General features: G+C 38.9%; 27 protein-coding genes, 1 tRNA gene and 1 other RNA gene. 21 read left to right on the top strand and 8 right to left on the bottom strand.

Annotated features, from left to right (window positions below; genetic code table 11):
• Positions 1 to 34 precede the first annotated feature (34 nt).
• Positions 35 to 1,078, bottom strand: a complete 1,044-nt coding sequence (pdxA, locus tag ACO05G_RS09385; protein WP_421762558.1) for a 4-hydroxythreonine-4-phosphate dehydrogenase PdxA — start codon at positions 1,076 to 1,078, stop codon at positions 35 to 37.
• Positions 1,079 to 1,142: 64 nt separating this feature from the next.
• Here pdxA and rsmA point away from each other — a divergent pair, with 64 nt between their 5' ends.
• Genes rsmA through ACO05G_RS09370 form a run of 3 tightly spaced genes read left to right on the top strand, consistent with a single transcriptional unit; the run spans position 1,143 to position 4,214 of the window.
• Positions 1,143 to 1,937 (top strand): 16S rRNA (adenine(1518)-N(6)/adenine(1519)-N(6))-dimethyltransferase RsmA, encoded by a 795-nt coding sequence (rsmA, locus tag ACO05G_RS09380; protein ID WP_421762557.1) that lies wholly within the window; start codon positions 1,143 to 1,145, stop codon positions 1,935 to 1,937.
• Positions 1,915 to 3,279 carry a magnesium transporter gene (mgtE, locus tag ACO05G_RS09375; protein WP_421762556.1) on the top strand — a complete coding sequence of 455 codons (1,365 nt, stop codon included), beginning with the start codon at positions 1,915 to 1,917 and terminating at the stop codon, positions 3,277 to 3,279. The genes rsmA and mgtE overlap by 23 nt, the downstream gene beginning before the upstream one ends.
• A complete protein-coding gene (locus ACO05G_RS09370) occupies positions 3,276 to 4,214 on the top strand; it encodes an NAD(P)-dependent oxidoreductase (RefSeq protein ID WP_421762555.1) in 939 nt (312 codons plus the stop codon). Before mgtE ends, ACO05G_RS09370 begins: the two co-directional genes overlap by 4 nt.
• Here the strand turns inward: ACO05G_RS09370 and ACO05G_RS09365 are convergent, their stop codons facing one another.
• Positions 4,215 to 4,664 carry a hypothetical protein gene (locus ACO05G_RS09365; RefSeq protein WP_421762554.1) on the bottom strand — a complete coding sequence of 150 codons (450 nt, stop codon included), beginning with the start codon at positions 4,662 to 4,664 and terminating at the stop codon, positions 4,215 to 4,217.
• 347 nt (positions 4,665 to 5,011) lie between these two features.
• On the opposite strand from ACO05G_RS09365, the gene greA reads away from it, so the two are divergent.
• The 3 genes from greA (at position 5,012) to ACO05G_RS09350 (ending at position 6,146) form a co-directional block, all read left to right on the top strand.
• Positions 5,012 to 5,482, top strand: coding sequence for a transcription elongation factor GreA (gene greA, locus ACO05G_RS09360; protein ID WP_421762553.1), 471 nt, complete (start codon positions 5,012 to 5,014; stop codon positions 5,480 to 5,482).
• Positions 5,482 to 5,877, top strand: coding sequence for an HIT family protein (locus ACO05G_RS09355; protein WP_348284516.1), 396 nt, complete (start codon positions 5,482 to 5,484; stop codon positions 5,875 to 5,877). Before greA ends, ACO05G_RS09355 begins: the two co-directional genes overlap by 1 nt.
• An 86-nt stretch (positions 5,878 to 5,963) precedes the next feature.
• Entirely contained in the window at positions 5,964 to 6,146 is a 183-nt protein-coding gene (locus ACO05G_RS09350) for a hypothetical protein (RefSeq protein ID WP_421765700.1), read from the top strand.
• 225 nt (positions 6,147 to 6,371) lie between these two features.
• Here ACO05G_RS09350 and ruvC read toward each other — a convergent pair whose 3' ends face one another.
• Entirely contained in the window at positions 6,372 to 6,926 is a 555-nt protein-coding gene (gene ruvC, locus ACO05G_RS09345; protein ID WP_421765699.1) for a crossover junction endodeoxyribonuclease RuvC, read from the bottom strand.
• A 2-nt stretch (positions 6,927 to 6,928) separates the two neighbouring features.
• Here ruvC and ACO05G_RS09340 point away from each other — a divergent pair, with 2 nt between their 5' ends.
• The 12 genes from ACO05G_RS09340 to ACO05G_RS09285 all read left to right on the top strand — a co-directional run bounded on the left by ACO05G_RS09340 (position 6,929) and on the right by ACO05G_RS09285 (position 15,454).
• Complete coding sequence (locus ACO05G_RS09340; protein WP_421765698.1) at positions 6,929 to 7,828, top strand: hypothetical protein; 900 nt, start codon at positions 6,929 to 6,931, stop codon at positions 7,826 to 7,828.
• A gap of 70 nt (positions 7,829 to 7,898) precedes the next feature.
• Positions 7,899 to 9,008 carry a glycosyltransferase gene (locus ACO05G_RS09335; RefSeq protein ID WP_421765697.1) on the top strand — a complete coding sequence of 370 codons (1,110 nt, stop codon included), beginning with the start codon at positions 7,899 to 7,901 and terminating at the stop codon, positions 9,006 to 9,008.
• Positions 9,005 to 9,259, top strand: a complete 255-nt coding sequence (locus tag ACO05G_RS09330) for a hypothetical protein (RefSeq protein WP_421765696.1) — start codon at positions 9,005 to 9,007, stop codon at positions 9,257 to 9,259. The genes ACO05G_RS09335 and ACO05G_RS09330 overlap by 4 nt, the downstream gene beginning before the upstream one ends.
• On the top strand, positions 9,256 to 10,443 hold the full coding sequence (locus tag ACO05G_RS09325) for a PP2C family protein-serine/threonine phosphatase (protein ID WP_421765695.1): 1,188 nt from the start codon (positions 9,256 to 9,258) through the stop codon (positions 10,441 to 10,443). Before ACO05G_RS09330 ends, ACO05G_RS09325 begins: the two co-directional genes overlap by 4 nt.
• Entirely contained in the window at positions 10,440 to 11,060 is a 621-nt protein-coding gene (locus ACO05G_RS09320; protein ID WP_421765694.1) for a polysaccharide deacetylase family protein, read from the top strand. Before ACO05G_RS09325 ends, ACO05G_RS09320 begins: the two co-directional genes overlap by 4 nt.
• The gene (locus ACO05G_RS09315; RefSeq protein ID WP_421765693.1) at positions 11,057 to 11,821 is read left to right on the top strand and encodes a TatD family hydrolase; all 765 of its coding nucleotides are present in this window, start codon (positions 11,057 to 11,059) and stop codon (positions 11,819 to 11,821) included. The genes ACO05G_RS09320 and ACO05G_RS09315 overlap by 4 nt, the downstream gene beginning before the upstream one ends.
• Before the next feature lie 11 nt (positions 11,822 to 11,832).
• Positions 11,833 to 12,897, top strand: coding sequence for an asparaginase (locus tag ACO05G_RS09310; RefSeq protein ID WP_421765692.1), 1,065 nt, complete (start codon positions 11,833 to 11,835; stop codon positions 12,895 to 12,897).
• Positions 12,898 to 12,987: 90 nt separating this feature from the next.
• Positions 12,988 to 13,075 (top strand) — tRNA-Ser (locus ACO05G_RS09305).
• 141 nt (positions 13,076 to 13,216) lie between these two features.
• Positions 13,217 to 14,041: a MotA/TolQ/ExbB proton channel family protein gene (locus ACO05G_RS09300; RefSeq protein WP_348284506.1), complete on the top strand. Its 825-nt coding sequence runs from the start codon at positions 13,217 to 13,219 to the stop codon at positions 14,039 to 14,041.
• Between the two features lie 19 nt (positions 14,042 to 14,060).
• Positions 14,061 to 14,363, top strand: a complete 303-nt coding sequence (locus ACO05G_RS09295; RefSeq protein WP_348284505.1) for a hypothetical protein — start codon at positions 14,061 to 14,063, stop codon at positions 14,361 to 14,363.
• Positions 14,363 to 14,983, top strand: a complete 621-nt coding sequence (locus tag ACO05G_RS09290) for a biopolymer transporter ExbD (RefSeq protein WP_348284504.1) — start codon at positions 14,363 to 14,365, stop codon at positions 14,981 to 14,983. The genes ACO05G_RS09295 and ACO05G_RS09290 overlap by 1 nt, the downstream gene beginning before the upstream one ends.
• A gap of 9 nt (positions 14,984 to 14,992) precedes the next feature.
• Positions 14,993 to 15,454: a biopolymer transporter ExbD gene (locus ACO05G_RS09285; RefSeq protein ID WP_348284503.1), complete on the top strand. Its 462-nt coding sequence runs from the start codon at positions 14,993 to 14,995 to the stop codon at positions 15,452 to 15,454.
• A gap of 58 nt (positions 15,455 to 15,512) precedes the next feature.
• Here ACO05G_RS09285 and ACO05G_RS09280 read toward each other — a convergent pair whose 3' ends face one another.
• The 5 genes from ACO05G_RS09280 to ACO05G_RS09260 are packed head-to-tail and all read right to left on the bottom strand — an operon-like array spanning position 15,513 to position 18,067.
• On the bottom strand, positions 15,513 to 15,857 hold the full coding sequence (locus ACO05G_RS09280) for a hypothetical protein (RefSeq protein ID WP_421765691.1): 345 nt from the start codon (positions 15,855 to 15,857) through the stop codon (positions 15,513 to 15,515).
• 12 nt (positions 15,858 to 15,869) lie between these two features.
• On the bottom strand, positions 15,870 to 16,379 hold the full coding sequence (locus ACO05G_RS09275; RefSeq protein WP_421765690.1) for an HNH endonuclease: 510 nt from the start codon (positions 16,377 to 16,379) through the stop codon (positions 15,870 to 15,872).
• Between the two features lie 2 nt (positions 16,380 to 16,381).
• On the bottom strand, positions 16,382 to 16,849 hold the full coding sequence (gene smpB, locus ACO05G_RS09270) for an SsrA-binding protein SmpB (protein WP_421765689.1): 468 nt from the start codon (positions 16,847 to 16,849) through the stop codon (positions 16,382 to 16,384).
• Between the two features lie 23 nt (positions 16,850 to 16,872).
• Positions 16,873 to 17,874: a tRNA (adenosine(37)-N6)-threonylcarbamoyltransferase complex transferase subunit TsaD gene (gene tsaD / locus ACO05G_RS09265; RefSeq protein ID WP_421765688.1), complete on the bottom strand. Its 1,002-nt coding sequence runs from the start codon at positions 17,872 to 17,874 to the stop codon at positions 16,873 to 16,875.
• Between the two features lie 22 nt (positions 17,875 to 17,896).
• A complete protein-coding gene (locus tag ACO05G_RS09260; protein ID WP_348284498.1) occupies positions 17,897 to 18,067 on the bottom strand; it encodes a hypothetical protein in 171 nt (56 codons plus the stop codon).
• Here ACO05G_RS09260 and ACO05G_RS09255 point away from each other — a divergent pair.
• The 3 genes from ACO05G_RS09255 to rnpB all read left to right on the top strand — a co-directional run bounded on the left by ACO05G_RS09255 (position 18,061) and on the right by rnpB (position 23,206).
• Positions 18,061 to 22,368 carry a translocation/assembly module TamB domain-containing protein gene (locus ACO05G_RS09255; protein WP_421765687.1) on the top strand — a complete coding sequence of 1,436 codons (4,308 nt, stop codon included), beginning with the start codon at positions 18,061 to 18,063 and terminating at the stop codon, positions 22,366 to 22,368. The genes ACO05G_RS09260 and ACO05G_RS09255 overlap by 7 nt on opposite strands.
• A gap of 66 nt (positions 22,369 to 22,434) precedes the next feature.
• Positions 22,435 to 22,833 (top strand): hypothetical protein, encoded by a 399-nt coding sequence (locus tag ACO05G_RS09250; RefSeq protein WP_348284496.1) that lies wholly within the window; start codon positions 22,435 to 22,437, stop codon positions 22,831 to 22,833.
• 9 nt (positions 22,834 to 22,842) lie between these two features.
• An RNA gene (rnpB, locus tag ACO05G_RS09245) (RNase P RNA component class A) lies at positions 22,843 to 23,206 on the top strand.
• The last annotated feature ends 5 nt before the right edge of the window (positions 23,207 to 23,211 follow it).

The following is a 23,211-nucleotide window of genomic DNA, read 5'->3' as shown; positions in this document are numbered from 1 at the left end:
AGATAGAATCCAAGTACTACAAAAGCTTTATGAATTACTTTTCTTCAGCGCTTTCATACTGATTTTCATTTCTTTGACGAATAATGTCATTGGCGAGGTATAGTGCGTTGCGAAATGACGTCTCATCTGCCTCATTTTTTCCGGCAATTGCGAAGGCTGTGCCATGATCAGGAGAAGTCCTCACAAATGGTAATCCAGCCGTGTAATTTACTCCTTCCTCAAACGCCAAAGTTTTAAATGGAATAAGTCCTTGATCATGATACATAGCCAGGACACCATCATATTGTTTGTACGAACTCATCCCAAAAAAACCGTCGGCAGGGAAGGGTCCCATCACAATATGATGGCCGCTTCTTACCTCGTCGATTGCTGGAGTCACTACTTTTTCTTCTTCTTCTCCAAGTAGGCCATTTTCACCGGCATGTGGATTCATTCCTAGCACAGCTATTCGGGGTTTTTTTATCCCAAAATCCTTTTGCAGAGATTTGATCATCTTCTTCAACTTGATGACTATTTTTTCTTTGGTCACTTTCTGGCTCACTTCGCTCAGAGGTATGTGGCCCGTGACCACACCTACACGTAGTGCTTCGTGGACCAAGAACATCAGACTTTCTTTTTCACCAGCTTCCTGAGTCAGGTATTCGGTATGTCCGGGAAAGTTAAAATCATCTGATTGAACCAGGTCTTTACTTAGCGGAGCTGTCGTAATGGCATCAATTTTACCTTCTTTGAGATCGGCTACTGCTTTCTGGAGGGATAATACCGCATATTTTCCGCCAGTCTCATTGGCTTGCCCGGGATTAATTTCAATGGCTTCTTCCCAGACGTTAAGGACATTCACCTTTCGGTGAACTATCTTTTCAATGGAACCTATCTGTTGGTAGTTGAAATTCTCCTTGTTTAAGTTTTTACGATAGTAGGAGATGACTTTACCCGACGCATAAATTACTGGAGTGAATTGTTTGAGGATACGACTGTCTTCCAGTGATTTGATAATAACCTCTGGCCCAATACCATTTACATCCCCAATAGTAATTCCTATGATAGGTTTATTTTTTTTGCCAGATGATTCACCCATTTGCAATGTATTTTTAACGAATCGGAAGATAGCCTGAAAAATTCGGGCCAACACAATATTATAAATGGAGGATAAGTTGGCAAACGTAAAACCCAAAAAACATTTAGGTCAGCACTTTTTAAAGGATGAGAATATCGCCTTCAAGATTGTAGAAGCTTTGAAGAATGAGCAACAATTGCCGGTACTGGAAATAGGACCGGGGACTGGAGTTTTGACCAAGTATCTAATAGCGCAGGAAGGGGTTGAGCTATATGCCCTTGATGTGGATAAAGAGTCAATCGAATATTTAAAATCAAATTACCCGTCCAACGCAGATCAATTTCTGTTTCAGGATTACCTTAAATATGACGTTCCGTTTGAAAAATTCAATGTCATTGGAAATTTCCCATATAATATTTCCTCACAGCTTTTCTTTAAAATATGGGACGATAGAGACAAAGTAGAGGAGGTCGTCTGTATGATTCAAAAAGAGGTAGCCGACCGTATTTGTGCTACTCATGGAAATAAGACTTATGGAATACTGAGTGTATTGCTGCAGGCATTTTATGATATCGAATACTTATTTAAAGTAGCCCCCGGGGTTTTCAATCCACCACCCAAAGTGCAGTCAGCTGTGATTAGGCTAAAGCGAAACTCCGTTTCGAAATTATCATGTGATGAAAAGCTTTTTAAACGAGTGGTTAAAGCAGGCTTTGGTAAGCGAAGAAAGACCTTGCGCAACGCTTTAAAAGACCTAAATTTGTCTGATTCTGTCAACGCTCTTGACATGCTGAACCAACGAGCGGAGCAGTTATCTGTTCAAGAATTTATCTCGCTTACTGAAAAAATTTCCGAGGATGGAGGCAGTAATGACTTTTGAATTATCCGTAGAGTTTAAAGATCGATTTCAACAGGCGCTGGATGAACAGGATACTGCATTCATAAAGTCTAGTCTGGAAGGAGTTAACCCAGCGGATATTTCTGCATTGCTGGATGAGTTTGATTCGGAAGAGTGCAAATACGTCTTTGATTTATTATCTCCTGAAATAGGTGCCCGAATTTTGGAGGACCTGGAGGAGGACGTTCGTGAGCAGTTTCTGCAGGAATTTTCTGCTCCTGACCTGGCTTCCTTTGTTGAGCTGATGGATTCTGATGATGGCACGGACATCTTATATGAGATGGGGGTTGCCGACAGAAATGAAGTGATCCGTCAAATCTCCGATGAGGAGAAAGCCTCTAACCTGATGGAACTCCTTGAATACGATGAGGATGTGGCCGGTGGATTGATGGCAAAAGAGCTAATCAAAGCAAATCTGAACTGGAGTATTTCTCAATGCATAGATGAAATCAGGTTACAGGCTGAAAATGTTCAGAAAATCTATTCGGTTTATGTGGTAGATGACAAAGAGAACTTACTTGGTAAAGTTGGAATCAAAAATCTCATACTTGGAAAATCTGGAGCCAAAGTGGCAGATATCTATGATGATCAGATTATATCTGTTGAGACTTCTACAAGTGAAGAAGAGGTAGCCAGCATTATGCAGAAGTATGACCTGGAAGCAGTTCCTGTGGTAAATGCGCGAGGGAGATTAGTTGGAAGAATTACGATTGATGATGTCATTGATGTGATTCGGGAAAATGCGGAAGAAGAACGCCAACTAATGACAGGAGTGAGCTCCGATGTGGAGGAGGATGATACCGTCTGGAAGATTTCTCGAGCCCGTTTACCATGGCTAATTATAGGAATGGCCGGAGGTCTGGTAGGTGCCCAGTTTATGGGTTTTTTCAAAAATGAAATCATCATCGTCCCGGCATTGGCTTTCTTTATTCCACTTATTACTGCATCCGGTGGCAATGTGGGTATTCAATCATCTTCTATCGTCGTTCAAAGTCTTGCCAATCCAAATGTTTTTGCCGATAGTATGTGGAAAAGATTGTTAAAGGTATTTATGGTTGCTATTGTCAACGGATTAATCCTTTCTTTAATGGTATTTGGGGCAGTTATCTTATTTATGCGTGAGCAACCCCTGGCGGCAACAGTAGCGATCGCCTTATTCGCCGTGGTATTACTCGCATCATTTATGGGGACAATAACTCCATTATTATTAAATCGTTTTGGAGTTAATCCAGCGTTAGCTTCAGGTCCTTTTATTACCACAACGAACGATTTGCTGGGTTTGGCTGTCTATTTCTCGACGGCACACCTATTATATAACTTATGACGGCTAAAAAACGCATACTCATCGCAGATGACATGCATGAATGTATACTTCCGCTCCTGAAAGAGGCAGGATATGATCCGGTCTATCTTCCTGTTATAGACAGGGTGGGGATTTTAGAAATCATAGAGGGATTTTACGGGCTGGTCATCAGAAGTAAAACCTCTGTCAATAAAGAATTAATTGATGCTGGCAAGAATCTGGCTTTTGTGGCTCGTGCAGGAGCGGGGATGGATAAAGTAGATGAGGACTATTTAGTGTCAAAGGGGATTGCAGCAATTAATGCACCTGAGGGTAATAGAGATGCACTTGGAGAGCATGTCCTGGGACTTCTGCTTTCCTTGTTACACAAAATCCCATCTGCTTTTGAGGAGATAAAAAAAGGAATTTGGGACAGGGAAAATAATCGAGGTATTGAACTCAAAGATAAAGTCGTTGGGATCTATGGGATGGGAAATATGGGGATGTGTTTCGCCAAAAAACTCCAGGGGTTTGATTGTAAGGTTATCGGTTATGATAAATACAAAGATGTATTAGATGAAACGTTTATCACGCGTGTGGACCTGGAAGAACTATTCGAGAAAACTGAAATTTTAAGTATTCACATCCCACTTAATACAGAAACCAACCAACTCTTCAAGGAATCTTACTTGAGGAAATTCAAAAACCTTAAAGTATTGATAAATACCGCAAGAGGAGAAGTTCTGGACACAGTTGGGTTAATTAATCTACTGCAAGATGGGTCACTGTATGCAGCAGGGTTAGATGTTTTGGCGAATGAAAAACTAGAAAGTTATTCAAATGAGGAGGTAGCGTTATTAAACACACTAACCTATTTACCCAATGTACTAATCACACCGCATGTAGCTGGATGGACATTTGAGTCATATCAAAAAATAAGTGAAGTGGTAGCAAGTAAAATTATTGAGCTTGGTTGATTAAATAAGCCAGCCTATTGCCTCCCCTACATTATCAAATCTTTTTCTGCGTAGGTCCGGCATCTCTGATTTTAGAAGCTCACTTGCAAAGTTGCTAAACAATAAACCACTTGCGGTTTGTGGTTTGACTGATCCAAGCTTTATTACTTTTTTATTATATCCTTTTGCGTTGTTTTTTAAAAAATGTTTCAGCCAAATCCTGGATTCTGTTGAAAACTCTACCAGATTAGATTGATCCAATAAAATCTTAGCACAGTTTTTAAATTCTTCAGAATTGATGCCTGCGAAAATAATTTTCTTAGTGGTTCCAATATCTACTTTACCAACCCACCGTATCAAAGCAATACGATAGATAGAGTCTATCTCTATGGAGCTACTACCAAACTGACTGATTTTTTTGAATTCAGGACCCAGAAAATTTGCTGCCCGATTTGATTCAGGTCTTTTCATGAATGTGGGGTTTTGAAAGAAATCATCATTTAAAATGTTGATCACATGTGTTGGTAGTTATTAATTCTAATACAATCTTATCGCATTAAAAGGGTAATTACGAACGTCTTCCGACAGATGAATAATACAATGAGGTGAACCATGCTTATTTGACGATTAACTTTTAGTGGAGTTTTGAAAATTAACAAATGATCTATTGATGTGAGTTTAAACTGATTTGGATTTGGTCTTAGATTTTTGATTTCAGGTCCAGCTTCCTATATATTTGCATTATCAAAATACGACAACACGGGAAAACGGCTTCAATGTGAGGCCGTTATTTTTTGTTTAAAGGGGTAAGAACAATTATGGCAGTTAATTACTACACAAAGGAAGGACTTGATAAGTTAAAGACAGAACTAAACGAACTCAAGACTAAAGGAAGGGCGGACATGGCAAAGCAAATAGCTGAAGCTCGTGATAAAGGGGATTTGAGTGAAAATGCTGAATATGATGCGGCCAAGGAGGCCCAGGGGCTATTGGAGTTGAAAATCTCTAAGCTCGAGACAGTTGTCGGAGATGCCAGGGTAATTGATGAGTCAACCATTGACACATCAAAAGTTTCTATTCTTTCTACCGTGAAAATCAAGAACAAGAAGAATAATATGGAAGTGACCTATCAATTGGTTGCAGAGGAAGAGGCTGACTTGAAAAGCGGTAAAATTTCTGTGCAGTCACCAATTGGTAAAGGTCTTTTAGGTAAGAAAAAAGGAGAAAAGGCTATGATCAAAGTTCCTGCTGGTGACATTGAATTTGAAATACTAGACATTACCGTCTGATGTCGAGCATCTTTACCAAAATCATTGAGCGGGAAATCCCAGCACACATTGTGGCAGAGGATGATAATTACCTGGCTTTTTTAGATATCAACCCACTGACTGAGGGACACACGCTGGTGATCCCCAAGAAAGAAGTGGATTACATTTTTGATTTGGATGATGATACACTGGCAGGGCTTCATTTGTTCGCTAAAAAAGTAGCCGGTGCTATTGAATCAGTCATAGACTGTGAAAGAGTAGGTGTGACGGTGATGGGACTGGAGGTGCCACATGCACACGTTCATTTGATTCCCATGCAGACCATGGACGACATGAACTTTGCCAACATGAAGCTTTCACCAAGCAAGGAAGAAATGGCTGAGACAGCTAAGAAGATCAGCAAGGCGATTAAGTAATTGGATTTTAGATTTTTAGAGTTTAGATATTGACCCACCTGTAGGTGGGTTTTTTGTTTTAATTACACCACATTAATTTACCTACCATGGATGCAGGAATGATCAAGAAAATAGATGAGGTTCGTTCACTTCTAACCGATCCGGGAGAGTTTGATAAAGTAGTTGCTAAATACGAAGCTGACCCTTGCGAAGAGACTCTTCGAGCAGTCATTGATCAGATGACTATTGAGATTGCAAAGAGGCGTGTGAAGGGTATGGAGAAAGAGTAGTTATTAGAATTGAACTTAGCGGAAGGTAGATTTTTTCTTACAGAAGAAGCCTTTTCTATTCTCACATTAATCGTAGTTAATCTTTATGATTGGAAACTGATTGAGTTTTGGAAGTAGTCAAAATCACGTGTTGGCAAGTGGGTTGGCTGGATTGATGCTGACCGGAGCGGCGGACCGTAAGATTTTTTTGTTTCGTTTTTTCATCGAATGGAAAAAATGAAGGAACTATTTCACCCTCCCTGGATTATCAGAAATAAACGCTTTCCAGCTTTTCTTGCCACTACCACCTATTGCCGTTTTGGATGAATAATGGTGACAAATTGCTACGGCAAGTGCGTCCGTGGCATCCATTAGTTTAGGGGCATCTTCAAATTTCAACAACATCTGAATCATGTTGGACACCTGTTCTTTGCTCGCATTACCATTACCGGTGACAGATTGCTTCACCTTCTTTGGGGCATACTCATGAATGGGCATATTTCTGTTAAGTGCGGCTGCCATTGCCACTCCTTGTGCACGCCCCAGTTTTAGCATGGATTGCACATTCTTCCCAAAAAAAGGGGCCTCCAGTGCAACTTCATCGGGGAGGTATTCTTTCAAGAGCTCCGTCACCCGATCAAATATTTTCTTCAGCTTAATTTCATGATTTTTATACTTGCTCAAATGAATCACACCAAATTGAATCACACTCATCTTCTCACCTTTGCAATGGATCAACCCATATCCCATTACATTCGTGCCTGGGTCTATGCCTAATATGATGCGCTCTTTTATCGCCACAGATGCAAATTAAGAACAACCATTCAAACTATCTTCAAAACCCATGGTTCACATGGACATTCAAGGTGCTGATAACGCTTGGATGTCTGTATTTTCTAATTTCAAAACTTCGAGATCAACCAATTTCTTTAGATCACTTTTTTGTCCCAAACAGATTCGTCCTAAACCTGACCATAGTTATTGCTTTGATGATAGTAAACTGGTACCTGGAGGCATTACGATGGAAAATATCTGTTGATCTTTTTGAAGAAATTAGCATGAATGATGCCTGGAGGGCAGTCCTTGGAGGCCTGGCGCTCAATTGGGTATTGCCGTTGACTTCAGGTGACCTGCTTGCTCGCATTTCTCAGCAGAAAGATAAATATCAGGCAACTTCTGCAGCAATTCTCAATCGGGGAATAATGCTTGTGTTGACCCTTTGCTTTGGATTATATGGGATCAGCTTTTTAGCAATCCAATACGACTTCAATGGTTGGTTTTTGCTTGTAATACTTTTTGGAATTCCACTATTGAGAATACTTTTCAGAAAATCAATCAATCGTTTTTCTACTTATTTTCAAGAACTAGCTAAAAGTCTTTTGATTAAAGTGGTCGCGCTTTCCTTACTCAGGTATGGAGTATTTGTCTTTCAATTCTACCTTCTTTTGGTAATTTTTCTTCCATCTCTCAGTGCTAATTTGTTAATCGCTGGAATTGGTTGGGTTTTTCTGATTCGTTCAGCTCTGCCTCTGTTTTTTGGTGGTATCGGTGTGCGGGAAGCATCAGGCATCTTGTTCTTTAAACCACATGTTGACAACCTACAGCTAATCATTGTTCCTGTTTTTCTTATTTGGGTCATCAATACGGTAATTCCTTCACTTGTGGGATTGTTTTTTATTTGGAAAATGAAGTCGTCCAAGTAAGACTTTAGTACTTACTTATTTTTTCTAAACTTGAATTCACCCCTACAATTATAAAAGCTAACATTGCGTAATGATGGGTTTGATCGCAGCATTCACACTGCTTCATGTTTTATTTTATTTGAGACTGGCCAGAGGTTGGAAGAAAATACCCGCTATTCAGTCAAAAGAATCCATGATTCCTTTTTCAGTAATCATCCCGGTTAGAAATGAGGAAAACACCATTGAATCCATACTGAGAAACCTTAACATCCAGGACTATCCGAAAGAGCTTTATGAAGTGATTGTGGTGGATGATTTTTCGGAGGATGAGACTATTAATAAGTTGAAGCAACTATCAGGGTCTTTGGATTTTACTTTGCGGGTAATCCATTTGGAGGACAAAAAAATCAATGGAAAAAAGCAGGCACTAACTGCTGGAGTTATTGCTGCTGTACATGAAACAATACTAACCACAGACGCAGATTGCGAATTAGATAAAAACTGGATCAGATCATATAATGATGCATTTGATGAATTGACCAACATGGTAGCCGGCCCTGTTGCGATTCGAGGCAAAGGTTTATTTGCCCGCCTTCAGCAAGTGGAGTTTGCCGGACTGATGGGGTTTGGAGCTGTCACTATTTCAGATGAGAATCCGAGTATGTGCAGTGGGGCAAATTTGGGATTTAGAAAAAAGGCCTTTGAGGAGGTAGGGGGGTATGCGAATAATTTATTTACCCCATCTGGAGATGATGAATTTTTGCTTTTTAATATCATGAAGAGATTCCCTCGGAGTACACGCTTTTTAAAAGCTAAAAATGCTGTGGTTAATACACCGGCTCATGTTAACATAGGGTCATTTATTAACCAAAGATCAAGATGGACTAGTAAGTGGAAGCACAATAAGAATTGGAAAGTCAGACTGAATGCTGTTCTGTTTTTCTTTGACTATTTGGTATTCTATGGAGCTATTGTTGGTGTCTTCCTTCAGTTAATTGATCCAATATTCATAGCTGGAATCGCCCTACTTAGGTTCTATTCCATGTACATATTTGTTGCTCCTGTTAATACCTTTATGAATGGTAAAAAAACCTTTTTGCCGCTGCTTGTTTTCCAAATAATTTACCCTTTGCATGTTTTATTCATGGGTATGAATTCTATCTTTGGTTCATACACCTGGAAAGGAAGAAAATACAGATGACCGAGGAAGAATTTGATATAATTGATGAGCTTTATTTTGTTACTTCTTATGTGGATTTAAAGGAGGCTACAGAGCTAGCTGATGATAAACTGAAGCGTAATTTGATGAATATGGCTAAAAGAGGATGGATAAGAGTGTATAAGAATGTAGACGAAGAATCAGAGCTTGATCAGCTAGATCTGGAAAACGACTTTCAATCTTATTTCTACCTTGCATCAAAGAAAGGACTATTTAAACACAACTCTCAGTGAAGGAAACTTCCATAGATATAAAGGATTTACAACTCAACGCATTGCTAGAGGTCACGCAAGCCGTCAATAATAACTTGCCTGAAGATGATCTATTGAAGATTTACAAATTTACGTTATTAGCAGACCTTAAGATCAATAAACTGGCGCTTTACGCCCAACAAAAAGGAGAGTGGGTTTGTAGAGTGAATTTCGGAACAAAAAACAATTTGATGGGAGAGAAGCTCCCGGATAAGTATCAAGAATTAAAAAATCAAATGGGATTAACTGAAACCTCATTTGATGAATTCAATTCGGTCTTTCCTGTCTATCATAAGAATAAGATTCTGTCTGTAGTATTCATTGAGTCTGACAATGAGTTGGGAATCCAAAATCGGTTTTTAAATGCATTGACTAATATCATTTTAGTAGCAATCGAAAATAAGCGATTGGCACGCCAGCAAATGGAACAAGAGGCGTACCGGAGGGAACTGGAAATTGCTAAGAAAGTCCAGAATTTCCTTTTTCCTAAAGAGCTTCCAAAGATCGAGAGGTTACAGATTGAGGCCTATTACTTACCTCATCACGATGTAGGCGGGGACTACTATGATTATATCCAAATAGATGAAAATAAGTTTCTGGCTTGTATAGCTGATGTTTCCGGTAAAGGTGTTCCAGCGGCATTACTTATGTCCAATTTTCAAGCCTCCCTGAGAGCATTGGTTAGACAGACGAAAGATTTATTGGAAATTGTCACCGAATTGAATCACACAACTTTTGTGAGTGGAAACGCTGAGAACTTCATTACTTTTTTTGCAGGGATTTATGACTTCAAAACTAAAAAACTGGAATACATCAACTGCGGGCATAATGAAATTGTACTACGTCACGGTGATAAAATTGAGTTGCTGAATGATGGAACTACGGTATTGGGAATGTTTGATCCGTTACCATTTATTGAAACAAAGTTTTTGGAGGGGTTAGATGAGTTCTTCCTATTTACCTATACCGATGGATTGACAGAGACATTTAATGAAGCTGATGAAGCTTTTGAATTTGATCGTTTACTCGAAATCTTAAAGGGAGATTGCCCTCATGATTTGACAGAACTTCACAATATAATACTAGAAGCGTTGCATGCATTTAAAGGAACCAAGCCGTTTCATGATGATATAACAATGCTTTCCTGTCGTATTCAAAACAAATGATTCGTTTTTACAAAACTCCGTGGTTTACCAGGGTTTTGCACCCTTCTTGCACATTTACAATACCCTCTCATAATAAAATTTACCTCACGTTTGATGATGGCCCGGATCCTGAAGCTACCCCCTGGGTATTGGATGAATTGGATAAGTTCAATGCCAAAGCAACTTTCTTTTGCATTGGAAAAAATATGGAGGTCAATCCAGAGATCACTAAAAAAATTGTCCGTAAGCAACATCTCATCGCTAATCATACATTCAACCATCTGAAGGGATGGGACTCAGCCGATGAAGTATATATACAGGATGTCGAAAAATGTGAAAAATTGATTTCACAATTTACCTCCTGCAAGAGATTATTCCGTCCGCCGTATGGCCGTGCTAAAAGGAGCCAGATACGAAAACTTACGGGATTCAAATCAATTATGTGGAGTCATTTGTCCTGGGATTTTGATCCATCACTGAATACTAGATTGGCTGTAACTAAGTTAAAGAAAGCTAAAGCTGGAAGTATTATTGTTTTTCATGATAGTCAGAAAGCTTTCAAGAATCTTAAAATAATTTTACCTGAAATTCTGAATCACTTTCAACACAAGGGAATGAAATTCGATACACTAGCATGATAGATACTCACGCACATATATACCTTGAACATTTTCAGGAAGATATCGATCAGGTTGTTGAAAGAGCACAGGAGCGCGGAATAGATAAAATTTTGATGCCAAACATCGATCAAACCTCGATAGATCAAATGCTTTACCTGGAAGAGAAATATCCGAATATCTGCTATCCCATGATGGGATTGCATCCATGTTCGGTTAAAGAAGATTTTGAGAGAGAGCTGAAGCTGGTAGAAGATTGGTTCGAAAAAAGAAAGTTCATTGCGGTCGGGGAAATGGGGACTGATCTTTATTGGGACAAAACTTTTTGGGAGCAGCAGCAAGAAGCCTTCCATTTTCAATGCCAATTAGCACTCAGATATGATATCCCAGTGGTTATCCACTGTCGCGAGACCATAGATGAAACGATTGAGTTGGTGGAGGAGTATAAAAATGACGGACTCAAAGGAGTTTTTCATTGCTTTACAGGATCGGAGCAGCAAGGGAAACAAATCACTGATTTAGGCTTTTACCTTGGTTTAGGAGGCGTTAGCACGTTTAAAAATGGCGGAATGGATAAGATTATTCCTCAACTAGATCGCACCAGAATTATATTAGAAACTGATAGTCCCTACTTAACTCCAGCACCTCACCGTGGTAAGAGAAATGAACCTGCGTATGTCTCAATCATTGCGGGGAAAGTATCCGAATACTTAGGTATCTCGAAAGAAGCATTGGATGAATTAACTACGGCTAATGCAAATGCACTATTTTTCCCTACTTAAAATCTTAACGATTGAAATATAAGATTGTAAATATCAATGATACGGGAGTCCGTTCGGTGTTGATCATTTATACCGGAGGTACATTCGGGATGATTCAGGATGCATCAGGCTCCTTAGCTCCTTTCAATTTTGGAAAAGTTGTGGATCGGGTTCCTGAACTACGTCAGCTGGATATAAAACTAACGGTAATCTCTTTTCCTAAGCCAATCGATTCCTCCAACATCGGCATTCAGGATTGGAAAGATATGTCGTATATAATTGAAGAGAATTATGCACAGTATGATGCTTTTGTAATTTTACATGGCACGGATACGATGGCATATTCTGCCTCTATGCTAAGCTATATGCTGGAAGGCTTGAATAAGCCGATCATATTCACAGGCGCACAAATGCCGATTGGGTCTATTCGTTCAGATGCAAGAGAAAACCTCATTGCGGCTTTGGAGATCGCCTCAGCTCATAACAATGGTAATCCTATCATAAGTGAAGTATGCGTGTATTTCAACTATCTTTTGCTGAGGGGTTCGCGATCTCAAAAATTGAGAAGCAGCACCTTCGCTGCATTTGAATCAGAAAATTACCCTGTGCTTGCCGAAGCGGGAATAGAAATAGAGTTTAATTATGCAGCATTAAAACCCCATGACGAGAATGCTCAATTGAATGTGATCAATAATCTGGACGCTAATGTGACGATTCTTAAAATTTTTCCTGGCATCACTGAGCATTCTGTCAAGTCTATTTTAAGCGATCCTCAAATAAAAGGTGTTGTTCTCGAATCATTTGGTTCGGGTAATACCATGAATTTTGATTGGTTTATCGATTGTCTGATCAAGGCAATCGAAGGTGGAAAAATTATTCTTAATGTGAGTCAATGCATAGGAGGGGAAGTGGAACAAGGGAGGTATGAGACCAGTAAAAAATTGAATGAGATAGGGGTTTTAAGTGGTGGAGACATTACTACTGAGGCTGCTGTGACCAAGATGATGTTTTTGTTAGGATCAGTAGAAGACGTGAATGAAGTGAAAAAGAAACTGACATATTCTTTGGCCGGAGAGATGGACATGATGGAGGAATGATGAAGAAGAATAGCCTTGATGTTAAATAAAACTTGCATAAAGGTATTTTTCATGATTTATTTGTAGCCCGTCAAAAAGGTGATGGGCTACAGAGAGGTGGCCGAGTGGTCGAAGGCGCACGCCTGGAAAGTGTGTATACCCCAAAAGGGTATCGAGGGTTCGAATCCCTTCCTCTCTGCGATTTTGCAGAGTCCAGGCCTCTGAATTCGACATTTTTTGATGAGTGGTGCGAATTTTGTGGGAATGAAAATGCAAATTTGGATTTTACTAAAACTTAAATATTTAACTAAACCGAAGACTTAACTTACAAGACTGAATTATGAAAAAGTTATTGACTCTCTTAATGTTGGCAGGTGTATTTACCTTCAGCGCTACAGCGCAAGAGTTTTCTGACTCTGACGCTGCAACTGATTCTGCAGCGGTAGACTCAGCACAAACAGAAGAAGTATATGAAGCGCCTGTAGAAGAAATCGCTGAGATTGTTGCTCCTGTAGAGGAAGCACCATCAAAAGGATTTCACCAAGTAGTAAAAGAACAATTCATTGATGGTGGACCAACTTTCATGGGTATCGTTCTTGCATGTTTGATTCTAGGTTTAGCCATTGCTATTGAAAGAATCATTCACCTAAACATGGCATCTACCAATACGAAAAAGCTTTTAGCTGACGTAGAAGATGCATTAAACTCAGGTGGGGCAGATGCTGCTAAAGAAGTTTGTAGAAATACAAGGGGCCCTGTGGCTTCAATCTTTACCCAAGGACTTATGAGAATGTCTGAAGGTGTTGAAATGGTTGAAAAATCAATCATCGCTTACGGATCTGTTGAAATGGGTAAGCTGGAAAGAGGTATGATTTGGATATCGCTATTCATCTCGCTTGCTCCTATGCTTGGTTTCATGGGTACCGTAATTGGTATGATCGAAGCTTTTGACGCGATTGCTGAGGCCGGTGATGTTTCTCCTGCACTAGTTGCGAGTGGTATTAAAGTAGCACTATTAACAACAGTAGGTGGTTTGATTGTAGCTGTAATTCTTCAGTTATTCTATAACTATCTTGTTTCTAAAGTGGATTCAATTGTGAACAGCATGGAAGATGCTTCTATCTCTTTGGTAGACCTTCTTGTTAAGCACAATCTTTCTAAGTAATTCTAAAATAGATTAGAATATGGTTGATGTAGGATTATTTATATCATATATACTCATTGGTGTTTGCATACTTGCTGCTGTAGGTATGCCATTGGTGAAGGCATTCGGAGATCCGGACTCATTGAAAAAAATGGGTATGGGTGTAGGCGCTCTAATAGTAGTTTTCTTAATTGCTTTCTTTACAGCGAGCGGAGATAACTCAGGAGACGCAACAGAAACAACAGCTAAGCTCGTAGGAGCAGGATTGACAACTTTTTACATTCTTGCGATCGGAGCTATTGCTGGTATCGTTTATACAGAAATTAAAAAAGCAGCTGAATAATGGCGAGGAATAAAGATAGAGGCACTCCGGAAGTGAGTTCAGGCTCTATGGCGGACATTGCGTTCCTATTGCTCATTTTCTTCTTGGTTACTACCACGATAGCAAATGACAAAGGAATTTTGATGCAGCTGCCACCTCCACCAGAACCTGATCAGCCAATTGTAGAGTTTCAGGAAAGAAACATCTTCAAAATATTGGCTAACTCAAATGATCAGCTTTTGGTAGAAAATGAGCCATTTGAAAAACCCATGTCGGAATTAAAGGAAGAGATAAAGGCATTTATTTTGAACTTTGGAGATCCTGACCAGGCTGGCATTGATACATACAATAGCCTTCCTTCTCAGATGAAAGCCAGAGCTAAGCAAAGCCCTGAGTCTTCTGATCATCCTGGCAAAGCGGTAGTTTCGTTTAAAGCAAATAGGGGTACTAGCTACGAGCTCTATATAGATGTATTGGATGCGGCGCAAGCAGCATACAATGAGATTTATGGGGAGCGTGTGGGACTTACGAGTGACGAGTTTCTACAACTTGACCAAAGTGTAGATGTAGAGCTTCGTATGTATAAGCAGGCACGAGCGGGTATTCCACGAGCAATCTCAATCGCAGAACCAGATAAATAAGTTATAACTATGTCGAAGTTTAAGAAAAATTCAAAAGCATCACAGGATATCCCAACGGCAGCATTGCCTGATATTATCTTCATGCTTCTTTTCTTCTTCATGGTGACAACTGTGATGAGAGAGCAGGAAATTTTAGTAAAACAAGTTCTACCTAAAGCAGAGCAGCTTTCTAAAATTCAGAAGAAATCCTTGGTGAGTCACATCTACATAGGAGAGCCTAAAAATATTGGCACCTATGGTGAAGAGCCTAGAATTCAAACCAATGATGTTTTCATGGAGCCGGATGAATTGACCCTTTTTGTAAATCAGGAGAAAGACAAACTTTCTGAAGCAGAAAGAGATCGTATTACCATGGCCCTAAACATTGACTCTGAAGTTAAAATGGGAATTGTCTCAGATGTTGAGCAGACCCTTAGGAAGTCAAATGCGCGAAAAATCCTTTACAAATCATTAAAGGGAATTAAGAACTAGATAAATAACTTTTTCAGATATAGCTAAAACCCTGATCAACTGATCAGGGTTTTTTTATTTATTCCTGAAGCTGCTTTTTCTTCTCTTTCAACCACTTTTCGTATTCCCTTTTAGCTTCATCTAACGCATTTTCCAACTCTTTCTTAGTGGCCTTTCTTAGCTTATCAGCTTCACTAATTACTTTTTTTCGTTGCTTTCTAAGTTTTTTTAGAGCGGTCTCTACATCTCTCTTTGCATCTTCTATCGCTTCTTCAGAATCCTTTTCCAACTGCTCGATTTTATCGTCGATCTCTTTCTTCTGCTCTTCATACTTATCTAGTATTTTTTCCCTTTCAGTTTCCTCATTATTAGAGGTACAAGCAATTAAGAGTAATCCGAAGAGAAGGAATATATAATGTTTCATTACTGTATGATATTAAGCACTGAACTTTTTTGGATTTAAATATGGAGCCCAATCATCCCGATAAATCCCCGTATTCATACGTAAGAAAGTGACGTAAGAAGGCTTTACAGGAGCTTTCATTAGCTTCATACCAACTTTATCTAAAGAATAATCACTCTTTCGTGAATTGCACTTCTTACATGCTGTTACCAGGTTGGTCCATGAGGATTTTCCCCCTTTAGATCTGGGCACTACGTGATCTATGGTAAGTTCTTTATTTGTTCCACAATACTGGCATTTTCCACCGTCTCTTTTAAAAATATTATGTCTGCTCATGACCACTCCTTTATAAGGAATGCTGATGTAATATTTGACTTTGATAATAGATGGAAAAGGAAAGGATTGACTGATAGATCTTAATTTTTTTTCCTGGACTTCACTTATGAGATCGGCTTTCTTTAAAAACATTAACATAAAGGCTCGCTGTACTGAACATACGGTTAATGGGGTATAATCTTGATTAAGTATCAGTACGGAATTCATCTTTAAATTTTTAAGCGATCAAGTTCTCTCTTCTGATCTTTCTGTTTGATGCTATCTCGCTTGTCATAAATCTTTTTCCCTTTAGCCAGAGCTATTTCTAATTTAGCCAGTCCTCGACTATTAATATAAATCCGAACAGGAATAATTGTTAGCCCTTTTTCATCCATCTTAGATTTAAATTTTTCTAACTCCCTTTTTTTCAGGAGCAGCTTTCGATCTCTTGTCATTTCATGACTTTCAAAGCTGGCCTGTGAGTAGGGTGAGATATTCATCCCTTTTACAAACAGCTCATCTTTCTTGAAGTAACAGTAAGCTTCCTGAATACTCGCTTTTCCTTCTCGAAGTGATTTTATTTCAGTTCCCTTGAGCATTATTCCTGCTTCTACTTTTTCTACAAATTCATATTCGTAACTCGCTTTACGGTTCTTTATCTGAATATTGTTAGAAAATCTACTCTTATCCTTACTCATAGGTTAAATATATAATAGAGTTTTTAAAACGGCATCCTTGGTAATGGACTGTCTGATAACAGACCAAAGGCCTTTTTCTCATAAAGAAGATGACCACTGATTGCAATCATCCCCGCATTGTCAGTGCAGTATTGAAAATCGGGAATAAATACTTCCCAGTCATGCTCAATAGCATATTCATTCAATACCTTCCTTAGCCTGCTGTTTGCCGATACACCTCCTGCTATCGCAATTTGATTCACTTTTTCTTGCTTTGCTGCCTGGATGAGTTTTTCTAAGAGCATAGAAATTAAGGTATCCTGAATACTCGCAGCTAAATCGTTAATGTTTTCAGAAACAAAGTTTTGATTCTTTTGAACTTCTTTTCTCAGAAAATAAAGAATTGAGGTTTTTATTCCACTAAATGAATAATTGAGATCCGGGACATCAGCTTTCGAGAAATCGAATTTAGTTGCGTCACCTTCTTGCGCAAGCTTGTCTATCATGGGGCCACCGGGGTAAGGTAAACCAAGAAGTTTGGCAGCCTTATCAAATGCTTCGCCTACTGCATCATCAAGCGTTTGTCCGAGGATTATCATATCAGTTGGGCTGTTGACTCGTAAAATCTGTGTATGTCCTCCACTTACGGTAAGGCAAAGAAAGGGATAAGTTGGTTTAGGATCATCGATAAAATGAGCCAAAACATGGGCCTTCATGTGGTGAATAGGAATCAATGGAATTGATAGGGATGCCGCCATCGATTTCGCAAAACTGTTCCCAATCAAGAGCGCACCAAGTAAACCCGGCCCCCTTGTATATGCAATTCCATCAAGCTCATTTGCGTTAATATTAGCATGCTTCAATACATGATCTACAACTGGCACGATATTTCTTTGATGTTCCCTGGAGGCTAATTCGGGAACTACACCACCGTACTGTTCATGAATAGCTTGGCTAGCAATTTCATTATTGATTACTTTGCCGTTTATACAGATTGATGCTGAAGTTTCATCACAGGAGGATTCTATGCCAAGAATGACTGCCACTTTTTTTTGAAGGCCAAGATAACTATATCGCAAGTTCGCAGGGTCCTCTGGAAGATTTTTTCAGGGGTTTTCTTTTATTCTCTGCTTTTACTGTTGCTCGCAATGTTCCTTGTACAGTTGCGGCCTGTTCAAACATTCCTTGCGCATAAAGCTTTAAATCTTGTTTCTGATAAGACTGATCACGAAATGTCATTAAGTAGACTGAAAATTTCATGGCTCGATCAGGCCAGTTTAGAAGAAATTTTAATCAAAGACCTGGAAGGCGATACCATGCTCTATGCAGAGAGTTTAGAAATCAACTATCGCATTTGGGATATTATTCAGCAAGAGTATTTGAATATCGAAGAGATCTCAGCAACTAAATTGGATTTGAATTTGATAAAACATGGTGAGGATGAAAAATTAAATCTGACTAAGTTCATTAACGCATTAAAAACGGATACAGTAAAGAAGGAATCCAAGCCGGTTCGATTAGATAGAATAAACTTGACCAATCTCACATTGAGGTTAAATGATATAACTAAAAAACCGAAACCAACGCGGCTTGATTTTGCAAATTTAGATTTTACTATTCCCGACTTCTCATTAACAAATTTTCATCTACGGGCGGATACAATTTCTGGGAACATCATTAATATGAGAGGAATAGAACGTAATTCCGATTTTACAATTGAGGAGTTTAAAACGGTATTTTGGGTTTGTAATAGTTCCCTTAGTATTGATGATCTCAATTTTAGGACACCAACAAGCCAGGTCAGCGACAGTTTAGCGTTTTTTTACAACGGACTTGATGATTTAGCATATTTTCAAGATAGTGTCTCTTTTATTCTTCACTTTAATAAAACCCGAATTTCTAAAGAGGATATTAAGATCATCGCTGGGACAGACAAACTCGAAAACGATATCACCATAGATGGAATTATTTGGGGTACTATTGGAGATTTCAATATTGAAGAAACTCGTTTTGGATATGGGAGTTCTTATTTTGTTGGTGGGGTTAGTTGTTTTGGCCTTCCTGATTTGTCCAAAACATTTATTTTGGCTGACATAACAAAGTCACACGTATTGCCTCGAGATCTCCGTCCATACCTTGGGGAATACACGGATAATCTGAGACAGATGGGGCGGATCGATTTCAGCGGAAGTTTCGCTGGATTTTTTAAAGACTTTGTGGCGCGGGGTGACTTTGTCACAGATCAAGGATCTGTTCATTCAGATATAAACATTAAGATTCCGGATGATCCGAAAATGATGTCTTACGTTGGAAACCTTGAATTCAAGAACCTCAACGTTGGCGCCTTTTTAAAGAATGACATAGCTCAAATAGTAAATTTGAAAGCTACCATAAATGGAGTCGGCATTACTCCCGAAAATGCCGATTTTGATCTCAAAGCACTGATTTACAACAGTGGTCTCAATGGATATGTGTATGATAGTGTTTCCGCTGATGGAAGGTTTGCTAAGAATTTCTTTGAAGGCTCATTTTTCGTAGAGGACCCAAATTGTGATTTAAAAGGCAATGCTCAAGTTGATTTTAGAAAAAATCAAGAAGTTCTAAATGTTGATGTTAAAGTGAATACGTTCAATTCGGATGAACTACAAATTTCCAGAAGAAATCTTGGAGCTTTTGGGAATATCAACCTGGAGGTCAAAGATTTGGACCTTGATCATTTCATTGCGCGATTGGAAATTGATTCTGGAGAAATAGAGCTGGATGAGAGGCGAGTTCCCCTCGACTCCATTCGATTTATTGCCGATTTGAAGGACAGCACTCGAACCATAAAATTGGCATTTCCTGGGTTCTGGTCTAAGGTGGAGGGCGAGTTTAGGATAACGGATGTCCTTAAAGATGTAAAACTAATGGCTCAAAGCTATGCTTCTGAACTGATGATTATTGACGATACAGTTGATGCTGAAGGAAGTGGTAATACGTATAAATTAAAATTGGAAGCAAGAATAGATAATGTGTCTCCTTACTTGGATTCATTGAAAATACCTGTTGATATAGGAGGTAAAACGATTATCGAAGGTGATTTTAGGCAAAGTAAAAACGCCAATATCTCTTTATACTTCAAATCAGATTCACTGGAGCTCGGAAAAAATTTGTTTTTGAACCCTATCGTTGAATTGAACGGATCTCGAGATGATGAGACTAAGTCTATACTTACCAACTTTATCTTTCAATCGAATGAACAAGTAATCCCGGGTGTTCCAAATACGCAGGAATTACTTGTTGAAGGAGTTTGGTATGATAATGAAATTGATTTAACAACAATGGTTAATCAACCCCAGACTGAAAGCGAGATTCGATTGGAAAGTGCAGTGACCTTGTACGAAGACTCAATAATTTTTAAAATGCTTCCATCTGATATGCGTCTTCTAGGAGATAATTGGAAATTTAAGGAAGCAAATAAAATTGTCCTTACCTCTAATAAAATTGACATTCAAGACCTTGAAATATTTGATGCAAGTGAATCTATTATTTTAGAAGGGGTTTATGCTGATTCAATTCCTACTTCAATCACTGTTTCGACAGAGGGATTGAATATGAATAAGGCTGAGTTATTTTCGAAAGCATCAGTTGGTGGACTACTAAACGGTGAGTTTAAGATGTTCCGAGAGAACAGTGATGAGTCATTCAAGTTTGATGGAGGGTTTCTTCTTAAGAACTTATCCTATGATGAAATACAGCTTGGGGATGTTAGGGGATCATCAAATTGGAATCCATCAAATCAAAGCATCTATACAAAGGTTGATGTAGAGCGTCAAGATGTCAATACCATAGAAATAGAGGGGTATTATTACCCCCTTGCTGAGTCAGAACAATTGGATTTTGATATTAAGTTTGATGAGGCCGATTTAAAGATGGGGCAGCCTTTTTTGCAAGAAAATTTTTCCAACATTTCCGGACTTGCTAAGGGATCACTAAAACTTACGGGTAGTGTAGAAAAACCAAAAGTAATTGGCAATTGCAATATTTCCGATGGAAGTGTATTGATTAATTACCTAAATACCTTTTACGTGTTTGATGGAGGGGTAGATTTCAATTCCAGCTCGATAACGTTTAACAATTTTAATCTTACAGATAGAAAAGGATCTAATGCTAGAGTTTCAGGATCAATTCGCCATAATAGCTTTAAAAACATGGCTATGGATCTTAAGATAAGAGCTAGCACTTTTGAATTTCTCAATACAACATCCTTGGATAACAATCTTTATTATGGTACCGCATATGGTTCGGGAACAATTGACGTTACAGGCCCACTAAATGATTTGAATATAGCAGCTAGTATTAGGACAGAAGCGGATACTAAGTTTTTTATTCCAATTTCAGATGGTACTAACTCAACACAGCAGGAGTACATCACTTTTATTGACTTCTCAGATTCAACCAGAGCTGACGTTGAGGAAGAATTCAACATTTCGGGTTTAACCCTTGATTTTGATATAGAGGTAACTCCTGATGCGTATTGTGAGCTGATTTTTGATATTAAGACTGGAGATATCATCAGAGGGAGGGGGAGAGGAAATTTGAAATTGCGACTAGATACCGATGGTGAATTCAACATGTTTGGTCCTCTGGAAATTACGGAAGGAGCTTATAATTTTACTGTTCCAAATTTCATTAATAAGGAATTTGAAGTTGTGTCGGGCAGTATGATAACCTGGTATGGAGAGCCGTATAATGCAATTTTAGATTTAGATGCTACATATTTACAGCGTGCTTCCTTTGCGGAGTTGGAGAATCCAGATAAGCAAACCCAAGAAAACCTTGCTAATAAGGTGCCTATTTTGGTGGTCCTAAGACTTGAAGGAGGTATGCTATCTCCTGAAATAGATTTTGATTTACAATTGCAAAATGAATCTGATGCGACCTCTGCAAATGTTTCAGAACTATCACAAATCACCTCTGATGAACAAGAGCTGAAACGACAAGTAATAAGCTTATTGTTTTTGAAGCGGTTTTCTCCAAGGCAGAGTTTTACATTAAGTGGGGGTGGCACTGTCGGTAATAGTGTAAGTGAATTCCTGTCTTCTCAAGTGAGCTATCTCGTGAGTCAAATTGACGAAAACCTGGAGGTAGAGGTAAACCTAGCAGATTTAAACAGGGAAGCTTTCAACACCTTTCAATTAAGATTTGCTTATACCTTTTTGGACGGCAGACTCAAAGTTACCAGAGGTGGCGATTTTGGGAATCAGAACGACAATAATGATAATGTCTTAAATGATATAGTCGGTGATTGGTCAGTAGAATATAGTCTTACTAAAGATGGCCGTCTACGGGCTAAAGTATTTAGAAACTCAAATCAACGTATTCTGACTAACCAAAATCAACAAAATCAAGAAACAGGGATAAGTCTACGGTTTGTGCATTCTTTTAATGATTTCGCAGAATTGCTTTCTTTGAAGAGGGATGAGGCTATTCAAAAGCGCGAGCAGGAGAATAAAAAAGCTGCTGAAAGCGGTGCATCTGAGAAGAATTCCACTCAATAATTGAATTTTATATTCATGACAATTGGATAGTAATCATTAACTTATGAATACAAAACCCAATACCGCATGAATTACAGAAAATTTAGTGAAAAGTATGCCAAAGAAATCGGTGGAGAATTTCGGGAATATGACGACAACCAGTCCGTTATTATTGTTCCTTTGAAGACCGGCAGGTTTCAAACAGTAACAGGACATATTGTTGAGCATTCAGGCTACAACCGGGAGGTTGTTCACCTAAAATCTAAGGTTTGTAAACTGACATATGATATACCTTTTGTTGAATGTCTTGAGGCATCCAAAGAGTACCCGTATACCAAGTTTATCACCGAAGATGGCTTTTTAAAAGTTGAGGCAATTAATTTCCTGGTGAACCTGAAAGACGAGATGGTGAAAGAAATGATTATGGAGATAGCACAACATGCAGATGATTGGGAATTAAAAATCACCGGAAAAGATATTCATTAATATTTTTGCAACGCAAGCTGACTCATCGCCCTTCACTTTAGTGTAGGGGAGGAAAGTCCGGGCAGCATAGAGCAACGTACTTCTTAAGCGGAAGCGTCTTGATTTAGATCAGGACAGAGAAAGTGCCACAGAGAATAAACTACCTTATTGCTAGTCAGTAAGGAAAAGGTGAAAAGGTGAGGTAAGAGCTCACCGGGTAGGTGGTGACATCTATTGCGAGGTAAACCTTACGTGCTGAAAGACCAAATAGGTTCTGCATTCGAAGATTGCTCGTCTGAGTAGAATTGGGTAGGTCGTTAGATCCTGCTGGTGACAGTAGGGCTAGATAAATGATGGGATAAAACAGAACCCGGCTTACTGGCTTGCTTTTTGTTATTA

Source organism: Ekhidna sp., from assembly GCF_965227465.1.
GTDB lineage: Bacteria > Bacteroidota > Bacteroidia > Cytophagales > Cyclobacteriaceae > Ekhidna.
This window is presented reverse-complemented; position numbering and strand designations above follow the sequence as displayed.